Source organism: Ramlibacter sp. G4-7 (assembly GCF_057784995.1).
In genome coordinates this window covers 221,058-238,498 of sequence record NZ_JBYNTT010000003.1, presented here as the reverse complement: position 1 = coordinate 238,498, position 17,441 = coordinate 221,058, and the positions used below count along the sequence as shown (strand labels likewise).

At 69.5% G+C, this 17,441-nt stretch carries 18 protein-coding genes; 14 read left to right on the top strand and 4 right to left on the bottom strand.

Translation table 11 applies throughout. From position 1 onward, the window contains the following. Positions 1-9: 9 nt before the first annotated feature. The 10 genes from AC3EGR_RS06040 (at position 10) to AC3EGR_RS05995 (ending at position 10,450) form a co-directional block, all read left to right on the top strand. On the top strand, positions 10-675 hold the full coding sequence (locus AC3EGR_RS06040; RefSeq protein ID WP_488545542.1) for a TRAP transporter small permease subunit: 666 nt from the start codon (positions 10-12) through the stop codon (positions 673-675). Next, complete coding sequence (locus tag AC3EGR_RS06035) at positions 672-1,979, top strand: TRAP transporter large permease (protein WP_488545541.1); 1,308 nt, start codon at positions 672-674, stop codon at positions 1,977-1,979. Before AC3EGR_RS06040 ends, AC3EGR_RS06035 begins: the two co-directional genes overlap by 4 nt. Next, a complete protein-coding gene (locus AC3EGR_RS06030; protein ID WP_488545540.1) occupies positions 1,976-3,019 on the top strand; it encodes a TRAP transporter substrate-binding protein in 1,044 nt (347 codons plus the stop codon). The genes AC3EGR_RS06035 and AC3EGR_RS06030 overlap by 4 nt, the downstream gene beginning before the upstream one ends. Before the next feature lie 26 nt (positions 3,020-3,045). Further along, entirely contained in the window at positions 3,046-4,086 is a 1,041-nt protein-coding gene (locus AC3EGR_RS06025) for a TRAP transporter substrate-binding protein (RefSeq protein WP_488545539.1), read from the top strand. Beyond that, complete coding sequence (locus AC3EGR_RS06020; protein ID WP_488545538.1) at positions 4,087-5,496, top strand: amidase; 1,410 nt, start codon at positions 4,087-4,089, stop codon at positions 5,494-5,496. A gap of 124 nt (positions 5,497-5,620) precedes the next feature. Next, positions 5,621-6,688 (top strand): hypothetical protein, encoded by a 1,068-nt coding sequence (locus AC3EGR_RS06015; RefSeq protein ID WP_488545537.1) that lies wholly within the window; start codon positions 5,621-5,623, stop codon positions 6,686-6,688. A gap of 31 nt (positions 6,689-6,719) precedes the next feature. After that, complete coding sequence (locus AC3EGR_RS06010) at positions 6,720-7,517, top strand: fumarylacetoacetate hydrolase family protein (RefSeq protein WP_488545536.1); 798 nt, start codon at positions 6,720-6,722, stop codon at positions 7,515-7,517. Between the two features lie 106 nt (positions 7,518-7,623). Further along, on the top strand, positions 7,624-8,898 hold the full coding sequence (locus tag AC3EGR_RS06005; RefSeq protein WP_488545535.1) for an MFS transporter: 1,275 nt from the start codon (positions 7,624-7,626) through the stop codon (positions 8,896-8,898). Next, a complete protein-coding gene (locus AC3EGR_RS06000; RefSeq protein WP_488545534.1) occupies positions 8,895-9,371 on the top strand; it encodes an FKBP-type peptidyl-prolyl cis-trans isomerase in 477 nt (158 codons plus the stop codon). The genes AC3EGR_RS06005 and AC3EGR_RS06000 overlap by 4 nt, the downstream gene beginning before the upstream one ends. Positions 9,372-9,415: 44 nt before the next feature. Next, positions 9,416-10,450, top strand: coding sequence for a pirin family protein (locus AC3EGR_RS05995; RefSeq protein ID WP_488545533.1), 1,035 nt, complete (start codon positions 9,416-9,418; stop codon positions 10,448-10,450). Between the two features lie 46 nt (positions 10,451-10,496). Here AC3EGR_RS05995 and AC3EGR_RS05990 read toward each other — a convergent pair whose 3' ends face one another. From AC3EGR_RS05990 to tkt, 4 genes are all read right to left on the bottom strand, one after another. Then, positions 10,497-10,685 carry a hypothetical protein gene (locus AC3EGR_RS05990; protein ID WP_488545532.1) on the bottom strand — a complete coding sequence of 63 codons (189 nt, stop codon included), beginning with the start codon at positions 10,683-10,685 and terminating at the stop codon, positions 10,497-10,499. Beyond that, entirely contained in the window at positions 10,682-10,888 is a 207-nt protein-coding gene (locus AC3EGR_RS05985) for a hypothetical protein (RefSeq protein WP_488545531.1), read from the bottom strand. Before AC3EGR_RS05985 ends, AC3EGR_RS05990 begins: the two co-directional genes overlap by 4 nt. 153 nt (positions 10,889-11,041) lie before the next feature. Then, a complete protein-coding gene (gene gap / locus AC3EGR_RS05980) occupies positions 11,042-12,043 on the bottom strand; it encodes a type I glyceraldehyde-3-phosphate dehydrogenase (RefSeq protein WP_488545530.1) in 1,002 nt (333 codons plus the stop codon). 64 nt (positions 12,044-12,107) lie between these two features. Next, positions 12,108-14,123, bottom strand: a complete 2,016-nt coding sequence (gene tkt / locus AC3EGR_RS05975; RefSeq protein WP_488545529.1) for a transketolase — start codon at positions 14,121-14,123, stop codon at positions 12,108-12,110. Between the two features lie 191 nt (positions 14,124-14,314). Between tkt and AC3EGR_RS05970 the strand changes: the two genes are divergently transcribed. From AC3EGR_RS05970 to AC3EGR_RS05955, 4 genes are all read left to right on the top strand, one after another. Beyond that, positions 14,315-14,689, top strand: coding sequence for an S-adenosylmethionine decarboxylase family protein (locus AC3EGR_RS05970; RefSeq protein ID WP_488545528.1), 375 nt, complete (start codon positions 14,315-14,317; stop codon positions 14,687-14,689). 1 nt (position 14,690) lies between these two features. Beyond that, on the top strand, positions 14,691-15,389 hold the full coding sequence (murU, locus tag AC3EGR_RS05965) for an N-acetylmuramate alpha-1-phosphate uridylyltransferase MurU (RefSeq protein WP_488545527.1): 699 nt from the start codon (positions 14,691-14,693) through the stop codon (positions 15,387-15,389). An 18-nt stretch (positions 15,390-15,407) separates the two neighbouring features. Then, complete coding sequence (locus AC3EGR_RS05960; RefSeq protein ID WP_488545526.1) at positions 15,408-16,805, top strand: aminopeptidase P N-terminal domain-containing protein; 1,398 nt, start codon at positions 15,408-15,410, stop codon at positions 16,803-16,805. A 122-nt stretch (positions 16,806-16,927) separates the two neighbouring features. After that, positions 16,928-17,428 carry a pilin gene (locus tag AC3EGR_RS05955; protein ID WP_488545525.1) on the top strand — a complete coding sequence of 167 codons (501 nt, stop codon included), beginning with the start codon at positions 16,928-16,930 and terminating at the stop codon, positions 17,426-17,428. The last annotated feature ends 13 nt before the right edge of the window (positions 17,429-17,441 follow it).

The following is a 17,441-nucleotide window of genomic DNA, read 5'->3' as shown; positions in this document are numbered from 1 at the left end:
AGGAGCCCCATGAAAACACTCCTTCCGCCCGGCCGCACGAGCGCGGCCATCGCCGGCTTCACCGACGTGGCCGCGCTCGCCTGCGGCTGGTGGCTGATCGCCCTGAGCGTCGCGACCTGCGTCGAGATGCTGGGGCGCAAGGTCTTCGGCTTCAGCCTGCAGGGCATCGACGAGATCGGCTCCTACACCTATGCGATCGTCGGCAGCATCGGCTTCGCGCACACGCTGATCACGCGCAGCCACACCCGCGTGGACTTCCTGATCTCGCGCTTCTCGCCGCGCGTGCGCTCCGTGCTGAACCTGGCGGCGATGCTGACGCTCACGGCGCTGGCGCTCCTGTGCCTGTGGCGCGGCGCCGCCGTCGTGCACGAGAGCATCGACCTGAAGGCCACGGCCTCGACGCCCCTGGCGACACCGATGTGGATCCCGCAGAGCATCTGGCTGGCCGGCTACGTGCTGTTCGCCGCCGTCGCCCTCTGCGCCGCCTGGCATGCGCTGCGCCTGTTCCTGCGCGGCGACCATGCCGCCCTCAACGACACCTTCGGCCCGCAGACCCTGGACGAGGAGATCGAGGCCGAGACCGAACTGCACCTGCACACCGAGGCCGGCAGCGCCCCCGCGGCCGCACCCGCTGCTGCCACCCTTTCCCTGGAAGCGCAAGGAGCCAAGGCATGATCAGCCCCCTCGAGATCGCCATCGGCCTGGCCCTGATGCTGGGACTGATGTTCGTCGGCCTGCACGTGGCCACCACCATGCTGGTCGTCGGCCTGCTCGGCGCCATGATCCACTTCGGCATGCCGGCGTTCAACGCCCTGGGCGAGCAGATCTGGGCGGCCGGCGAGGACTACCTGCTGCTGTCCATTCCGCTGTACATCCTGCTCGGCGAGATCCTGATGCGCGGCGGCGCGACCGACAAGATGTACCAGTCGCTCGCCGACTGGCTCAAGCGCCTGCCCGGCGGCCTGCTGCACACCAACATCGGAGCGTCGGCGCTGTTCTCCGCGGTGTCCGGCTCCTCGGTGGCCACTGCCGCGACCATCTCCACCGTGGCGCTGCCCGCGTTCAAGAACCGCGGCTACGACCAGCGCATGGTGCTGGGCTCCATCGCCGCCGGCGCGAGCCTGGGCAACCTGATCCCGCCGGGCGTGGCCTTCATCATCTACGGGTCGATGACCAACACCTCGGCGTCGCGCCTGTACATGGCGGGCGTGATCCCGGGCGCGATCATGACGGTGCTGTTCCTGCTCACCATCCTCGCGGTGTGCGTGTGGCGGCCGTCGATGGCGGGCAAGGCCGAAAGCAGCGTCGGCTGGGGCCAGCGCCTGCGCCACTCGGTGCACCTGGCCGGCCCGCTGCTGGTGTTCGGCGTCGTGATGGGCGGCATCTACACGGGCTGGGCCACCGTCACCGAAAGCGCCGCGCTGGGCGTGATCGTCTGCCTGCCCATCGCCTGGGCCTACGGCAAGCTGAACGTGAAGATGCTGCACGAGTGCTTCCGCTCGACGCTGCGCCTGACCGCCATGACGGCGCTGATCCTGGTCGCCGCGCTGTACCTGAACTTCGTGCTGTCCATGCTGGGCGTGCCGCAGTCCCTGGCCAGCCTGATCAAGTCGCTCGACGTCTCGCCGCTGCTGCTGCTGTGGGTGCTCGCGGTGATGTACGTGGTCCTGGGCGTCGCGCTGGAGACCATGCCGATGATGGTCGGCACGCTGCCGGTGGTGTTTCCCATCATCCAGGCCGCCGGCATCGACCCCGTCTTCTTCGGCGTGTTCATGGTGCTGATGTGCGAGCTCTCGCTCCTGAGCCCGCCGATCGGCATGACGCTGTACGTGATCCAGGGCGTGCGCGGCGAAGGGACCATCAACGAGGTGTTCCAGGGCACGCTGCCCTTCCTCGTGGCCATGATCGCCATGACGGCCATCCTGATCCACTTCCCGGCGATCGCCACCTTCCTTCCCAACCTGATGTTCGGACGATGATGCGCAAACACCTTTCCCTCCTCGCCGCCGCCGCGCTCGCGTTCGGCTTCACGACCGCCCAGGCGCAGCAGCCGCTGAAGCTGCGCGTCGCCGGCAATTTCGTCGCCGCGGGTCTGCTGCAGCAGCAGAAGGAGCAGCCCTTCTTCGACAACTTCGCCAAGGTCGCCGGCTTGCCGGTGGAGATCGACTACAAGCCGATGGACGTGGTCGGCGTGAAGGACGTCGACGCGCTGCGCGTGATCAAGTCCGGCCTGTTCGACATCGTGGCGCTGCGCCTGGCGCAGGCTTCCCGCGACGATCCCACCCTGCTCGGCCCCGACATCGTCGGCCTCGCCACGGACTACGACACCGCGCGCAAGGTGTGGGACGCCTGGCGCGGCCCGCTCGACCAGCGCCTGCAGGAGCGCCATGGCGCCAAGCTGCTGGCCGTCTATCCCTTCGGACCGCAGATCCTGTTCTGCAAGGGCGCGTTCACCAGCCTGGCCGACATGAAGGGCAAGAAGGTGCGGGTGAGCGACCAGGTGCTCGCCAAGTTCATGGAGAAGATCGGTGCCATCCCGGTGACGCTGGCCTTCGGCGAGACGCAGCAGGCGCTGGAGCGCGGCGTGACCGACTGCGCCATCACCGGTCCGAGTTCCGCCAACAGCGCCGGCTGGCCCGAGGTGACCACGCACGTGATGCCGCTGGGCTTCCAGGTGCACCAGGTCGCCTTCGCGATCAACCTGGCGAAGTGGAAGTCGCTGTCGGCCGACCAGCAGGCCAAGGTCGCCGCCGCCTTCCAGAAGTTCGAGGGCGAAGCCTGGGCCTATTCGCGCGAACTGTGGGACGACGCGGCGCGCTGCAACACCGGCAAGGACTGCCGCATCGGCAAGAAGTTCGCGATGAAGGAAGTGGCGCCGACCGCGGCCGACCGCCAGCTCGTGGCCGACGCCGTGCGCACCGTCTCCTATCCGCTGTGGGCCGAGTCCTGCGACAAGGTCTACGACAAGTGCTCCGCCGCCTGGAAGCAGGCCATCGGCCCCATCGTGGGCCTCAAGTGATCTCCCAACCGAAAGGACACCCCGCCATGAAGAACCTCGTGAAGGCCGCGCTCGCGGCCACCGCGCTTGCGCTCGCCTGCGGCGCCCAGGCCGAGAACCTGAAGCTGCGCGCCGCCGGCAACCTCGTGGCCACGGGCCTCATCCAGCAGACCAAGGAGCAGCCCTTCTTCGAGAATTTCGCGAAGAACACCGGCACGCCCATCGACGTGGACTACAAGCCCATGGACGTGCTGGGCGTGAAGGACGCCGACGGCCTGCGCGTGCTCAAGTCCGGCCTGTTCGACATCGTGACGCTGCGCCTGGCGCAGGTCTCGCGCGACGAGCCCTTCTTCCTCGGCCCGGACATCGTCGGTCTGTCGACCGACTACGACACGGCGCGCAAGGTGGTGGACGCCTACCGCGAGGTCTTCGACAAGCGCCTGCAGGAGCGCTACAACGGCAAGCTGCTGGGCATCTACCCCTTCGGGCCGCAGGTGCTGTTCTGCAAGACGGCGATCGGCGGCCTGGCCGACCTCAAGGGCAAGAAGGTGCGCGTGTACGACGCCTCGCTGGCCAAGTTCATCGAGAAGATGGGCGGCATCCCCGTCACCATCTCCTTCGGCGAGACGCAGCAGGCGCTGGAACGCGGCGTGACCGACTGCGCCATCACCGGCCCCAGCTCGGCCAACTCCGCCGGCTGGCCCGAGGTCACGACCCACTTCATGCCCATCGGCTTCCAGAGCGCCCTGAACGCCTACGCGATCAACCTGGACAAGTGGAACAAGCTGCCCGCCGACCAGAAGGCGAAGATCACCGAAGCCTTCAAGAAGTACGAAGCCGAGGTCTGGACCTACTCCAAGGAGCTGTTCGACGACGCCGTGCGCTGCAACGTCGGCAAGGACCCGTGCAAGACGGTCAAGAAGTACGCGATGAAGGACGTGCCGGTGAAGCCCGCGGATACCAAGCTGATCCACGACGCGCTCACCAATGTCTCGCTGCCGACCTGGAGCGAGCAGTGCGACAAGTCCTATGACAAGTGCTCGGCCACCTGGAAGCAGGTGGTCGGGCCGGTGGTCGGCATCAAGTAAGTGGGCGCCGCTCCCGACACCTGGCAGCTGCCCGCCACCGAGCTCGCGCGCCGCTACCGCGCGGGCAGCCTGACGCCCACGCAGGTGGCGCGGGACGCCCTGGCGCGGCTGGAGGCGGTAAACCCGCGCATCAACGCGGTGGTCGCGCGACGCGATGCGGCCTTCCTGGCCGAAGCGGGCGCTGCCACCGAACGCCTCGCGCGCGGCCGGCCGCTGTCCGCGCTCGACGGCATTCCGCTGTCGGTGAAGGACAGCCTCTACACCGCGGACCAGCCCACCACCTGGGGCTGTCCCGCGCTGCGCGCGCACGCCACCGGCCAGGACGAGTTCGCCGTGGCGCGCGCCCGCGCCGCCGGCGCACTGGTCATCGGCAAGACCAACGTGCCGGAGTTCGCGCTGGAGGGCTACACCGGCAACCCGGTCTTCGGCGTCACCCGCAATCCCTGGAACCTGGCACTCACGCCCGGCGGCTCCAGCGGCGGCGCGGTGGCTTCGGTGGCGGCCGGCATCACGCCGCTGGCGATCGGGCAGGACGGCGGCGGGTCGATCCGCCGGCCCGCCTCGCACACGGGGCTGGTGGGCCTCAAGCCCAGCCTGGCGGCGGTGCCGCGCGAGCACGTGCTGCCCAGCCTGCTGCTGGACTTCGAGGTGATCGGCCCGCTGGCGCGCACCGTGGCGGACGCACGGCTGCTGTTCGACGTGATGCGCGGGCCTGCGGCTGTCGACCGGCTCTCGCTCGCCGCGGCGCTGGCGGCGGCCGGACCGCGCCCGACCGGCCCGTTGCGCATCCTCTACGTCGAACGCTTCGGCAGCGCGCCGCTGGATCCGCAGATTGCCGCCAGCGTCGGCCAGGCCGTGCAGCGGCTGGCAGCGCTGGGCCACGAGGTGCGGCACGGGCCGCTGCCGCTGGACCTGGACTTCTTCGCCGAGGCCTGGCCGCAGATCGGGCAGGCCGGCCTCGCGCAGATGTTCGAGCGGCGCCCCGACTGGGCCGCGCAGGCCTCGGCCAAGTACCTGGAAATGGCGGACAAGGGACGCGCGATCCCCGCCGCCCGCCTGTGGCAGATCCTGGAGCAGGTCAAGAAGCTGCGCCGCGACAGCGTCGCGCTGTTCGCCGGCACCGACGTCCTCGTGCTGCCCTCCGCGGCGGCCCTGCCCTGGAAGGCGGAGGACGCCTACCCGACGCACATCGCCGGCCAGGAGGTCGGCCCGCGCGGCCACGCCGTCTACACCGGCTGGGTGAACGCCGCCGGCCTGCCGGGTCTCGCCCTGCCCTGCGAACCTTCGGCCGAAGGCCTGCCGATCGGCATGCAGCTGGTGGGACGCTACGGCGCCGACGACCAGTTGCTGGATCTGGGGGCGTCCTACGAAGCGGCCCACCCCTGGGCGCAGCGCTGGCCGCGGTTGTGACTGCTGCACTGCAGCGAGTCCATCCCTTTTGGTCAAAACCGTTTCGCCTTGAACATCGCGCCGCAGCAGGCGTACCGTACGGCCGGGCACCAGCCCATGCATTCACCAACAACAGGAGACACAGATGGCCAGGATCCTCATGCTCGGAGCGTCGTACGGATCGCTCCTCGCTTCCAAGCTGCTCTTCGCGGGGCACGAGCTCAAGCTCGTGTGCCTGCCGGCGGAAGCCGACCTGATCAACGCCGAAGGCTTTCGCGTGCGCATGCCGGTGCGCGGCCGCGCGCAGCAGGTGGAGATCGATTCGCGCAAGCTGCCCGGCAAGGTGTCGGCCGCCGGCACCGGCGACGTGAACCCGGCCGACTACGACCTCGTCGGCCTGGCGATGCAGGAGCCGCAGTACCGCTCCCCCGGCGTGCGCGAACTGCTGGCGGCCGTGGCGCGTTCGCGCGTGCCCTGCATGTCGATCATGAACATGCCGCCGCTGACCTACCTGCGCCGCATCCCCGGACTCGATGCCGAGGCCCTGAAGCCCGCGTACACCGACGCGAGCGTGTGGGACGGTTTCGAACCCGGCCTGCTGACGCTGTGCAGTCCCGACCCGCAAGCCGTGCGCCCGCCGGAGGAGAAGGTCAACGTGCTGCAGGTGACGCTGCCCACCAACTTCAAGGCCGCGCGCTTCGACGCGCCCGAGGCCACCGCGTTGCTGCGGCAGCTGGAAGCCGACGTGGATGCCGTGCGCTTTGCCGCACCCGAAGGGCCGATCGAACTGCCGGTGAAGCTGCGCGTGTCCGACTCCGTGTTCGTGCCGCTGGCCAAGTGGTCCATGCTGCTGGCGGGCAACTACCGCTGCATCACGCCCACCGGCATGCGCACCGCGCAGGAGGCCGTGCACACCGACATCGCGGAATCCAAGTCCGTGTACGACTTCGTCTACGACGTGTGCCTGCGCCTGGGTGCGCGGCACGAGGACCTGGTGCCCTTCGACAAGTACGCCGCCGCCGCGGCCAGCCTCAGCCGACCGGCCTCGGCGGCGCGCGCCCTGAACAATGGGGCGCCCTACATCGAGCGCGCGGACAAGCTGGTGCAACTGGTGGCGCGCCAGCTCGGGCTGCGGCATCCGGTGATCGACCGCATGGTGGACCTGGTGGACACGCGCCTGCATGCGAATCGCGAGGCGGCGAAGAGCAAGTAGCATCGGCGCTCCGACCACAGGAGTTCCCACCATGCCCAGCCCCCACCCCAACCCTCCCCCAGGGGAGGAGGGAGCCACGCGACGGCTCGCGGAGGCGCTCGCCGGCGCCCACCGCCAGCGCCACACGATCGCCGCCACGCCCTTCGAGCCGCTGCTGCAGCAAGCCGAACAGGCTTATGCGGTGCAGGACGCGGTGGCGCAAGCCATGGGCTGGTTCGACCGGCCCGTGCCCCAGCACTGGAAATCGGGCGGGCCCTCGCGCACGGCGCCCCTGACTCACTCCGGACTGCCGCCGCAGCACGTGTGGTCCAGCCCCGCCGATGCGCGCGGCACCCATTTCAACTGGCGGCTGATCGAGGCGGAAGTCGCATTGCGCCTGGGCCGCGAGGTCACGCCAGCGGATGCGCAGGCGTTCGACCCGGCGGCGGTGACACAGTGGATCGACGGCATGACCGTGTCGATCGAGATCGTCGACTCGCGCTGGGACAACCGCGCCGCGAGCGCACTGCTCAAGCTGGCCGACCTGCAGTCGCACGGCGCGCTGGTGCTGGGCGCCTGGAAACCCTTCGCGCCGCGCGACTGGGCGCAGCAGGCCTGCACGGTGCAGATCGGCAACGCCGCGCCGCAGTCCTTCCGCGGCACGCATTCCCTGGTCGACCCGGCCTGGCTGCTGCCGATCTGGCTGCGCCACGTGACGCGCCATGGCGCCACCATCCCCAAGGGCACCATCGTCACCACCGGGACCTGGTGCGGGATGCTGGAGGCCAAGGCAGGCGACCAGGTCAAGGCGGTGTTCGAGGGCATCGGCGAGGCGCAAGTGCAGCTCTGATCCGGCGGCGGGGTTCGCCGGACGCCCACGCGTCCGGCGGTGTCCCGCCACCACCCTGCCTGCATGGCGCGCAGCGACCCAACCGGGACGGCTTGCCACCGGCGCCATGCCGCACGCTAAAGTGCACCGCTTGACCGCCCCTGCCCCCGTCCGCAGCGCCTGGCCCATGCTGCTGGTGCTGATCTCCGGCTTTGCCCTGAGCCAGGCCTTCCGCACCGCCGCGGCCATCATGGCGCCACCGCTGCAGCAGGCGTTCGCCCTCACGCCGCAGCAACTGGGCCTGTTCGCGGGCGTCTTCCACTTCGCCTTCGGCGGCCTGCAGCTGTTCATGGGCATGGGCATCGACGTCTACGGCGTCAGGCGCACGGTGCTGGCCGTCTTCCCGCTGACGGTCATCGGCGCGCTCCTGACGGCCAGTGCCGACAGCTACGGCGGCCTGCTCGTCGGCCAGGCGCTCACCGGCATCGGCTGCGCGCCGGCCTTCCTGGTGTGCACGGTGTTCATCGCGCGGCGTTTCCCGGCGGAACGCTACGCCTCGGTCAACGGCGCGGCGCTCGGAATCGGTTCGGTCGGGCTGCTGCTCACCGGCACGCCCCTGGCCTGGGTGATCCAGGCGTGGAGCTGGCGCGCCGGCTACGTCGCGCTGGCCGGCTGCGCCGCGCTGGCCTGGCTGGCCATCCTGCTGCGCGTGCGCGAGGACGCTCCCTTGCGCACCGGTCCGCGGCCGGGCGTGCTCGCGGCACTGCGCGGCTATGGCGAACTGTTCCGGCTGCCGCAGACGGCCGGCATCATCGGCCTGGCGCTGTTCACGTACGCGTCCTTCCTGTCCCTGCGCGGGCTGTGGCTGGGGCCTTTGCTGATCGACCGCTACCGCTTCACGCTCGTCGACAGCGGCAACGTGGCGCTGGCCGTCTCCGTGCTGGGCATGGTGGGGCCGCCGCTGTTCGGGCGGCTCGACCCGGGCGATGCGCAGCGGCGGCGCCGCTGGATCGTCGGCTGCACGCTGGCTTGCGCCGCACTGTTCACTGCGATGGCGTTCTGGCTGCCCGCCTCCTTCGAGGTCACGCTGGCGCTCGCCGTGGGCATCGTCTCCGGCTACATGGTCATGCAGTACGCCGACGTGCGCGCCACCTACCCCGCGCACATGACAGGCCGCGCGATGGCGGTCTTCACCATGGCGATGTTCCTCGGCGTCGCGCTCATGCAGTGGCTCACGGGCCTCGCCGCGTCGGCCGCCGCCGCGCTGGACATCGAGACCTATACCGCCGTGTTCGCCGCGATCGCCTGCTTCCTGCTGCTGGGCGCGGGCCTGTACCGCTTCCTGCCGGGTCCGCGCGTGGCCAGCACGGCCACGGCCGAACCGTCACAATCGGCGCCATGAAAATCGCGAAGGACACCGTCGTCACGCTGCAATACCGCGTGGCTGAGAACAATGGCCGCCTGATCGAGCAGAGCAAGACCCCCATGGTCTACCTGCACGGCGGTTACGAGAACACCCTGCCGAAGATCGAGCAAGCGCTGGATGGCCAGGAAGCGGGCCATGAGGTCACGCTGGACCTGCAGCCCGAAGATGCCTTCGGCGTGCGCGACGAGTCGCTGGTGCGCGTGATTCCCAAGAGCGAATTCCCGCCCGGCGTGAAGGTCGGCGGCCAGCTCGAGGGCCGCACCGACGACGGCCGGCCCCACGTCTTCCACGTCATGAAGATCAAGGGTCCCGAAGTCCACCTCGACGGCAACCACCCGCTCGCGGGCAAGGCCCTGAAGTTCCACCTGAAGGTCACGGGCGTGCGCGCCGCCAGCGCCGAGGAAATCCAGCACCGGCACGTGCACGGCGAGCACGGGCACCACCACTGACGCCTTCTTGGCTTCCCTGGACCCGCCCCCAATTAGGAGGTCACATGTCCACTCCCGCCTCCCCCGTCCTCGCCGTCAAGCCGCTCGGTTTTCCCTGGGAAACCGCGGACCCCTTCCTCTTTTGCGCCTACCACGACGATGCCTATCCGCGCGGCAACGGGAAGATGGGGCCGGCGGCGTCGCTGGCCGGGCGTGACATCGGGCAGGACTTCAGCCGCAAGGACGGCTGGAGCATGTACCACGGGGAGACGGTGCCGGGCTTTCCCGCGCACCCGCACCGCGGCTTCGAGACCGTGACCATCGTGCGCAAGGGCCTCATCGACCACAGCGACTCGCTGGGCGCGGTGGCGCGCTTCGGCGGCGGCGACGTGCAGTGGGTGACCGCCGGCAAGGGCATCGTGCATTCGGAGATGTTCCCGCTGCTGGCCACCGGCGAGGACAACCCGCTGGAGCTGTTCCAGATCTGGCTGAATCTGCCCAGGCGCAGCAAGATGGCCGAGCCGCACTTCACCATGTTCTGGAACGAGCAGGTGCCGCGCCTGGTGCTCGCGGACCGGGCCGGCGGCAAGACCGAAGTCACGGTGGTCGCCGGCCGTTTCGGCGACGTGGTCCCGCTCGCACCCCCGCCGGACTCGTGGGCGGCCGACCCCCAGTCCGACGTCGCGATCTGGACCCTGCGCATGGAGCCGGGGGCCGGCCTCCAGCTGCCGCCCGCCACGCTGGCGGGCACACGGCGCACGCTGTACTTCTTCAAGGGCGGCACTGCCATGGTCGGCGGCCAGCCGGTGCAAGCACCGGCGGCCGTCACGCTGGATGCGGGCGTCGAGGTGGCCATCGCAGCCGGCGACGCCGTCTGCGAATTCCTGGTCCTGCAGGGCCAGCCCATCGCCGAGCCCGTCGCGCAGTACGGCCCCTTCGTGATGAACACGCAGCAGGAAATCGCGCAGGCGATGCAGGACTACCGCCGCACGCAGTTCGGCGGCTGGGCGTTCCCCGACCCGGCGCCGGTGCATGGCAGCGAAGGCCGGCGCTTTGCCCGCTATCCGGACGGACGAGAGGAAACATCGGGGGCCGGGTGAAGCCCACCCGCCGCCGGCATCGCCGCGCACGCGGTCGGCTACGCGCTCACTGCCACAGGCAGCGCTGGCACCAGGCGGCGCCGAACTGGCGCACGCACTCGTCCCACATGCCTTCGGACGCGCGCTGCGGGAACCAGCTGCGGTTGGCGTAGCACTCCGCGTCGGTGGCCGGCGGCGCGGCGCAGGCAGCGAGCACCACGGCCGCCGCCGCGAGCCAGCTTCGCAGGGCGCTCATCGGGACAGGCACTCCCGGCAGGCCGCTTCGCCCATCTGCTTGATGCACGCCTCCTGGACGTACTGCGGCTCCTGGGTGGACAGGTAGCCGCGGAAGAGGCGGCACTGGTCGGCGCGCTGTTCGGGCGTGGGCGGGGTGCTCTGGCAGCCGGTGAGAAGGGCGCTGGCCGCCAGCAGCAGCAGCAGCGGAACAGAAAGCTTCATGGGGGCCTCCTGGGAATGCGCGTGCATGGTCGGCGACGCGGCTGCGCGGCGGTAGGGGACCATGGTCCCATCCGGCGAAGGAATAAAGAAGGCGCCCACTAGGGGCGCCTCATCGATTCCCGCCTGCGCGGGCAGGATGCAGCTAGCGCTGCGTCACTTCGCCGCGACGACGCGGACCATCTCCAGGCACTTGTTGGAGTAGCCCCATTCGTTGTCGTACCAGCTCACCAGCTTGACGAAGGTACTGTCCAGCGCGATGCCGGCGTCGGCGTCGAAGATGGAGGTGCGGGCATCGCCCACGAAGTCGGTGGCCACGACCTTGTCCTCGGTGTAGCCCAGGATGCCCTTGAGCGCGCCCTCGCTCTGCGCCTTCATCTCGGCGCAGATCTCGGCATAGGTCGCCGGCTTTTCCAGCTCCACCGTCAGGTCCACCACGGACACGTCCGAGGTCGGCACGCGGAAGGACATGCCGGTGAGCTTCTTGTTCAGCTCGGGGATCACAACGCCCACCGCCTTGGCCGCGCCGGTGGACGAGGGGATGATGTTCTCCAGGATGCCGCGGCCGCCGCGCCAGTCCTTGTTGGACGGGCCGTCCACGGTCTTCTGCGTCGCCGTCGCCGCGTGCACGGTGGTCATCAGCCCGCGCTTGATGCCCCACTTGTCGTTCATCACCTTGGCGATGGGTGCCAGGCAGTTGGTCGTGCAGGAGGCGTTGGAGATGATGTCCTCGCCCTTGTACTTGCGGTCGTTCACGCCGAACACGAACATCGGGGTGTCGTCCTTGGACGGGGCCGACAGGATCACCTTCTTCGCACCCGCCTGCAGGTGCTTCTGGCCGCCTTCCTTGGTCAGGAAGATGCCGGTGGATTCGATCACCACCTCGGCGCCGATCTCGCCCCACTTGAGCGCGGCCGGATCCTTCTCCGCGGTCAGGCGGATCTTCTTGCCGTTGACGACCAGGGTGTTGCCTTCGACGGCGATGGTGCCCTTGAAGCGGCCGTGCACCGAGTCGTACTGCAGCATGTACGCCAGGTAGTCCGGCTCCAGCAGGTCGTTGATGCCGACGATCTCGATGTCGGGGAAGTTCTGCACCGCCGAGCGCAGGACGTTGCGGCCGATGCGGCCGAAGCCATTGATGCCTACCTTGATCGCCATTCGATTACTCCTGAAGAAAGAACCACCCCGATGCCATCGCGGCCTCGGGCCGCCATGACATGCCTTAAGCCTTTTGCAGAACGGCCCGCACCGTGTCCGCCACGTTTTCGGGCGTGAAGCCGAAGTGCTTGAACAGCACATTAGCAGGAGCCGACTCGCCGAAGGTATCGATGCCCACCACGGCAGCGCAACCGTACTTCCACCAGAAGTCGCTCACGCCGGCTTCCACCGCGATGCGCGGCAGGTCCGCGGGCAGCACGCCTTCCTTGTAGTCGCGCTCCTGTCGGTCGAAAGTCGTCGTGCTGGGCATGGAGACGACGCGCACGGCCACGCCTTCGGCGGCCAGCTGCTCGCGCGCCTTGAGCGCCAGCTGCACCTCGGAGCCCGTGGCGATGATCACCGCGTCCGCATCCTCGTCCTCGCCGGCCAGCACGTAGGCACCGCGGGCGATGTCGCCCAGCCTCGACTTGGGCGCATACGGCAGGTTCTGGCGCGACAGCAGCAGCGCGGTCGGCCGGTTCGCGTTCCCCAGGGCCACGCCCCAGGCGACCGCGGTCTCGGCCGTGTCGCCCGGACGCCAGACGTCCAGGCCCGGGATCAGCCGCAGGCTGGCCGCATGCTCGATCGACTGGTGCGTCGGGCCGTCCTCGCCCAGGCCGATGGAGTCGTGGGTGAACACGTGGATCACGCGCCGCTTCATCAGCGCCGCCATGCGGATCGCGTTGCGGCTGTAGTCGCTGAAGGTCAGGAAGGTGCCGCCGTAAGGGATGTAGCCGCCATGCAGCGCCACGCCGTTCATGATGGCCGCCATGCCGAACTCGCGCACGCCGTAGTTGATGTGGCGGCCGATCCTGCCCTCGGCACGCACCACGTCGCCGGACTGGTCGAAGCGCAGCGGCGGCGTGCTCTTGGTGTTGGTCAGGTTCGAGCCGGTCAGGTCCGCCGACCCGCCCAGCATTTCAGGCAGGGCCGCCGTGAACGCTTCCAGCGCGATCTGCGAGGCCTTGCGCGAAGCGACCGTCTCGGCCTTCTCGTTGGCCGAGCGCACGGCCTGGGCGACGATGTCGGCGAAATTGGCGGGCAGCGCGCCGCGCATGCGACGGCGGAATTCGGCCGCCAGCTCGGGATGCTCGGCGCGGTAGACGTCGAAGCGCCGCTCCCAGGCGGACTCCAGCTCGTCGCCCTTGGCGCGCGCATCCCACTCCTCGTACACGCCTTGCGGCAGCACGAAGGGCTCGTGCTCCCAGCCCAGCGCGGTGCGGGTCAGCTTGATCTCGTCGGCGCCCAGCGGCTCGCCGTGCGCCTTGGCGGTGTTCGCGCGATTGGGCGAGCCCTTGCCGATGTGGGTCTTGGCGACGATCAGCGTGGGCTTCTCGGCGCTGCGCCGGGCGTCGGCGATGGCACGGTCCACGGCCTCGATGTCGTGGCCGTCCACCGGGCCGATCACGTTCCAGCCATAGGCACGGAAGCGCGCCGGCGTGTCGTCGATGAACCAGGGCGTGACCTGGCCGTCGATGGAGATGCCGTTGTCGTCGTAGATCGCGACCAGCTTGTTCAGCTTCCAGGCGCCGGCCAGCGAGCACGCTTCGTGGCTGATGCCTTCCATGAGGCAGCCATCGCCCAGGAACACGTAGGTGTGGTGGTCGACGATCGCGTGGCCGGGGCGGTTGAATTCGCTGGCGAGCAGCTTCTCGGCCAGCGCCATGCCCACCGCGTTCGTCACGCCCTGGCCCAGGGGACCGGTGGTGGTCTCGATGCCGGGGGTCACGTCCACCTCGGGGTGGCCGGGCGTCTTGCTGTGCAACTGGCGGAAGCCCTTGATCTCGCCCAGCGGCAGGTCGTAGCCGGTGAGGTGCAGCAGGGCGTACGCCAGCATGGAAGCATGGCCGTTGGACAGGACGAAGCGGTCGCGGTCGGCCCAGTGCGGGTTCTTCGGGTTGTGCCGCAGGTGGCGGTGCCACAGGGCGACGGCGATGTCGGCCATGCCCATGGGCGCGCCCGGGTGCCCCGAGTTCGCTTGTTGCACGGCGTCCATGGCGAGCGCGCGGATCGCGTTCGCCATCAGGGATTCATTGGCCATCGGGGATGCAGCTCCGGGGGAGGATCAGGGGAAAACCCGCGATTTTAGATGACCGGGCCGGACCGCCCGGTGTCCGGCATCGTCGCGCCAGGATCACGCGCTTCGCGCAGGAGCGGGTCATTTCTCCTGGCCGGCGCCACAAGCGCCGCAGTCATGCGTGCGCGAAGGGCGTCCTTTGTCATACTGCCCCCATGAAAGGCTTGCACCTGACCGCCGACCTGTACCGCTGCCGCTGCGAGGCCGCGTGGCTGAGCGATGCGGACAAGCTGGGGGCCTGGTGCCTGCAGGCCGTGCAGGCGGTGGGCCTGCAACCCGTGGCGCGGGTGTTCCACGCCTTTGCGGCCACGCCCGGCGCGCCGGGGCGGATCAGCGCCACCGTGCTGCTGGCCGAGTCGCACGTGTGCCTGCACACCTGGCCGGCCGAGCGCGCCGTGACCCTCGACGTGTATGTCTGCAATTTCGGCGGCGACCACTCCGCCCGGGCGCGGGAGCTGATGGCCGCCCTGGTCGACCGCTTCCAGCCGGAGTGGACCGAACAACGCTCCCTGGACCGCGGAGAGGAATGAAATGAGCATCGCGCAGGCCATGATCCTGGCTGCAGGAAGGGGCGAGCGCATGCGGCCCCTGACCGACACCTGTCCCAAGCCCCTGCTGAAGGTCAAGGGCAAGCCGCTGATCGAGCACCACCTCGACGCCTTCGCCCAGGGCGGTTTTCGCGACGTGCTGGTCAACACCGCGTGGCTGGGCGAGCAGATCGAGGACCACTACGGCCACGAAACCGCCACCGGCGCGCGCATCGTGTACTCGCACGAAGGCAAGGACTTCGGCGGTGCGCTGGAGACGGCCGGCGGCATCGCCCGCGCCTTGCCGCAGCTGGCCGACGCCTTCTGGCTGGTGGCCGGGGACGTCTACATGCCGGGGTTCCGCTTCACGCGCGCCGCCTACGACCGCTTTTGCGCCAGCGGCAAGCTGGCCCACCTGTTCCTCGTGCCCAACCCGCCGCACAACGCCAGGGGCGACTTCGGGCTGGCCCCGGACGGCACCGCCTTGAACCAGGCCGAGGAGCGCCACACCTATTCCACCGTCGCCCTGCTGCGCCGGACGCTGTTCGACGGCCTGCCCGCCGGCAACCCGCAGGGCCAGATCGTGAAACTGGCCCCCTTGCTGCGCGCCGCCATGGACCGCGGCCAGGTCAGCGCCGAGCTCTACCAGGGCCCGTGGACGGACGTGGGCACGCCCGAGCGGCTCGCGCAACTCAACGCCTGATTCCGGGACAATGAATCCATGAACACCACCGTGCCCACCTCGGTCTACGCCCAGCGCCGCGCCCGCATGGCCGCGCAGCTCGGCGCCAACGGCATCGCCGTGCTTCCCACGGCGCTGGAACGCCAGCGCAACCGCGACTCCGACTTCCTGTTCCGGCACGACAGCTACTTCTACTACCTCACCGGCTTCACCGAGCCCAACGCCTGGCTGGTGGTCACGGGCGAGGGCACGAGCACGCTCTTCTGCCAGCCCAAGGACCTGGAGCGCGAGATCTGGGACGGCTACCGCCTCGGCCCCGAAGCGGCCGTCGGCGCGCTGGGCGTCGACGCCGCCCTCTCCATCGCGGAGCTGGACCAGCAGCTGCCGCGCCTGCTGGAAAATCGCGAGACGGTGTGGTTCCCCTTTGCCACCCACCAGGGGCTGGAGCAGCGCGTCGCCGGCTGGCTGAACCAGGTCCGCGCGCGCGTGCGCTACGGCGCCCTGTGCCCCGAGCAGCAGCGCGACCTGTGCGCCGTCCTCGACGAGATGCGGCTGGTGAAGGACGCGCACGAGCAGGACACCATGCGGCGCGCGGCCGCCATCAGCGCCCGCGCCCACGTGCGTGCCATGCAGGCCAGCGCCCGCATGCTGCGCGAAGGCAAGGACGTGCGCGAGTACCACCTCGACGCGGAGCTGATGCACGAGTTCCGCATGGGCGGCTCGCAGTACCCGGCCTACAGCTCGATCGTCGCCTCGGGCCCGAACGCCTGCGTACTGCACTACCGCGCCGACGTCGCCCCCGTGCGCGCCGGCGAGCTGGTGCTCATCGACGCCGGCTGCGAGCTCGATGGCTATGCCAGCGACATCACCCGCACCTTCCCGGCCGACGGAAAGTTCAGCGGCCCGCAGCGCACGCTGTACGACCTCGTGCTGGCCTCGCAGGAAGCGGCGGCGGCCGTGACGAAGCCGGGCGCCCGCTTCACCGACCCGCACGAGGCGGCGGTGAAGGTGCTGGCGCAAGGCATGCTGGACGTGAAGCTGCTGGACGCGGACAAGGTGGGCACCCTGGACGACGTGATCGAGAAGCGCGCCTATTTCCCCTTCTACATGCACCGCACCGGCCACTGGCTGGGCATGGACGTCCACGACTGCGGCAGCTATGTGGAGCCGGGCGAACGGGGCCAGGTGAGCGAGCGGAAGGACCCGCTGTCGGGCGAGACGATCAAGAACCGCCCCAGCCGCATCCTGCGCCCCGGCATGGTCCTGACCATCGAGCCGGGGATCTACGTCCGCCCGGGCGAGGGGGTGCCGGAGCACTTCCACAACATCGGCATCCGCATCGAGGACGACGCCATCGTCACGGCCGCGGGTTGCGAGCTCATCACCCGCGGCGTGCCGGTCAAGGCCGAGGAGATCGAGGCCCTGATGAAGGCGTGAATGGTTACCAAAGTGACAGGAATTGTCGCAAGGCGTACGATACGCGTGACGTAGTTCACGCGATGACGCGCCCGGGGCGTGGCACGCGAATTGCCAGATTTGTCGAAGTTGGAGGATCTGTCATGCGAAGCCGCCGCCGCGCCCAAGCGGGTTTCACCGTCGTGGAACTCATCATCACGACCTGCATCGTCGCGATCCTGGCCTCGATCTCGGTCACGCAGATGCGCGACTACACGCGCCGGGCCCGCATGTCGGAAGCGGTCATCGCGGGCAGCCAGTGCAAGAACGCCGTGCAGGAGAACTACCCCGTCCTCGACACGGCGCCCGGCGCCGGCCGCTGGGGCTGCGAAGGCAGTGGCGCGACCAAGTACGCGGGCACCGTGCAGACCTCGCGCGACGGCGTCATCCGCATCACCATCCAGAACATGGACCCGGTGGTCAACGGCCGGCACGTGTTCCTGGTCCCGGCCAAGGTCAACGGCTCCGCGCTCGTCGCCCCGGACGACCTGGGCAACCCGGTGCGCAACTGGATCTGCGGGTCCGACTGGTCGCCCGTGCTCAACGCGCTGCCGGCCAACTGCCGTACCGACGCGACGACGTGGGCGTCCGCCGACTATCTCTGATCGACGCCGGCGT

Bases quoted from the DNA above. Each gene is read 5' to 3' on its own strand.
- AC3EGR_RS06040 (WP_488545542.1), top strand. From the start codon at position 10: ATGAAAACACTCCTTCCGCCCGGCCGCACGAGCGCGGCCATCGCCGGC.
- AC3EGR_RS06035 (WP_488545541.1), top strand. From the start codon at position 672: ATGATCAGCCCCCTCGAGATCGCCATCGGCCTGGCCCTGATGCTGGGA.
- AC3EGR_RS06030 (WP_488545540.1), top strand. From the start codon at position 1,976: ATGATGCGCAAACACCTTTCCCTCCTCGCCGCCGCCGCGCTCGCGTTC.
- AC3EGR_RS06025 (WP_488545539.1), top strand. From the start codon at position 3,046: ATGAAGAACCTCGTGAAGGCCGCGCTCGCGGCCACCGCGCTTGCGCTC.
- AC3EGR_RS06015 (WP_488545537.1), top strand. From the start codon at position 5,621: ATGGCCAGGATCCTCATGCTCGGAGCGTCGTACGGATCGCTCCTCGCT.
- AC3EGR_RS06010 (WP_488545536.1), top strand. From the start codon at position 6,720: ATGCCCAGCCCCCACCCCAACCCTCCCCCAGGGGAGGAGGGAGCCACG.
- AC3EGR_RS06005 (WP_488545535.1), top strand. From the start codon at position 7,624: ATGCCGCACGCTAAAGTGCACCGCTTGACCGCCCCTGCCCCCGTCCGC.
- AC3EGR_RS06000 (WP_488545534.1), top strand. From the start codon at position 8,895: ATGAAAATCGCGAAGGACACCGTCGTCACGCTGCAATACCGCGTGGCT.
- AC3EGR_RS05995 (WP_488545533.1), top strand. From the start codon at position 9,416: ATGTCCACTCCCGCCTCCCCCGTCCTCGCCGTCAAGCCGCTCGGTTTT.
- AC3EGR_RS05990 (WP_488545532.1), bottom strand. From the start codon at position 10,685: ATGAGCGCCCTGCGAAGCTGGCTCGCGGCGGCGGCCGTGGTGCTCGCT.
- AC3EGR_RS05985 (WP_488545531.1), bottom strand. From the start codon at position 10,888: ATGAAGCTTTCTGTTCCGCTGCTGCTGCTGCTGGCGGCCAGCGCCCTT.
- gap (WP_488545530.1), bottom strand. From the start codon at position 12,043: ATGGCGATCAAGGTAGGCATCAATGGCTTCGGCCGCATCGGCCGCAAC.
- tkt (WP_488545529.1), bottom strand. From the start codon at position 14,123: ATGGCCAATGAATCCCTGATGGCGAACGCGATCCGCGCGCTCGCCATG.
- AC3EGR_RS05970 (WP_488545528.1), top strand. From the start codon at position 14,315: ATGAAAGGCTTGCACCTGACCGCCGACCTGTACCGCTGCCGCTGCGAG.
- murU (WP_488545527.1), top strand. From the start codon at position 14,691: ATGAGCATCGCGCAGGCCATGATCCTGGCTGCAGGAAGGGGCGAGCGC.
- AC3EGR_RS05960 (WP_488545526.1), top strand. From the start codon at position 15,408: ATGAACACCACCGTGCCCACCTCGGTCTACGCCCAGCGCCGCGCCCGC.
- AC3EGR_RS05955 (WP_488545525.1), top strand. From the start codon at position 16,928: ATGCGAAGCCGCCGCCGCGCCCAAGCGGGTTTCACCGTCGTGGAACTC.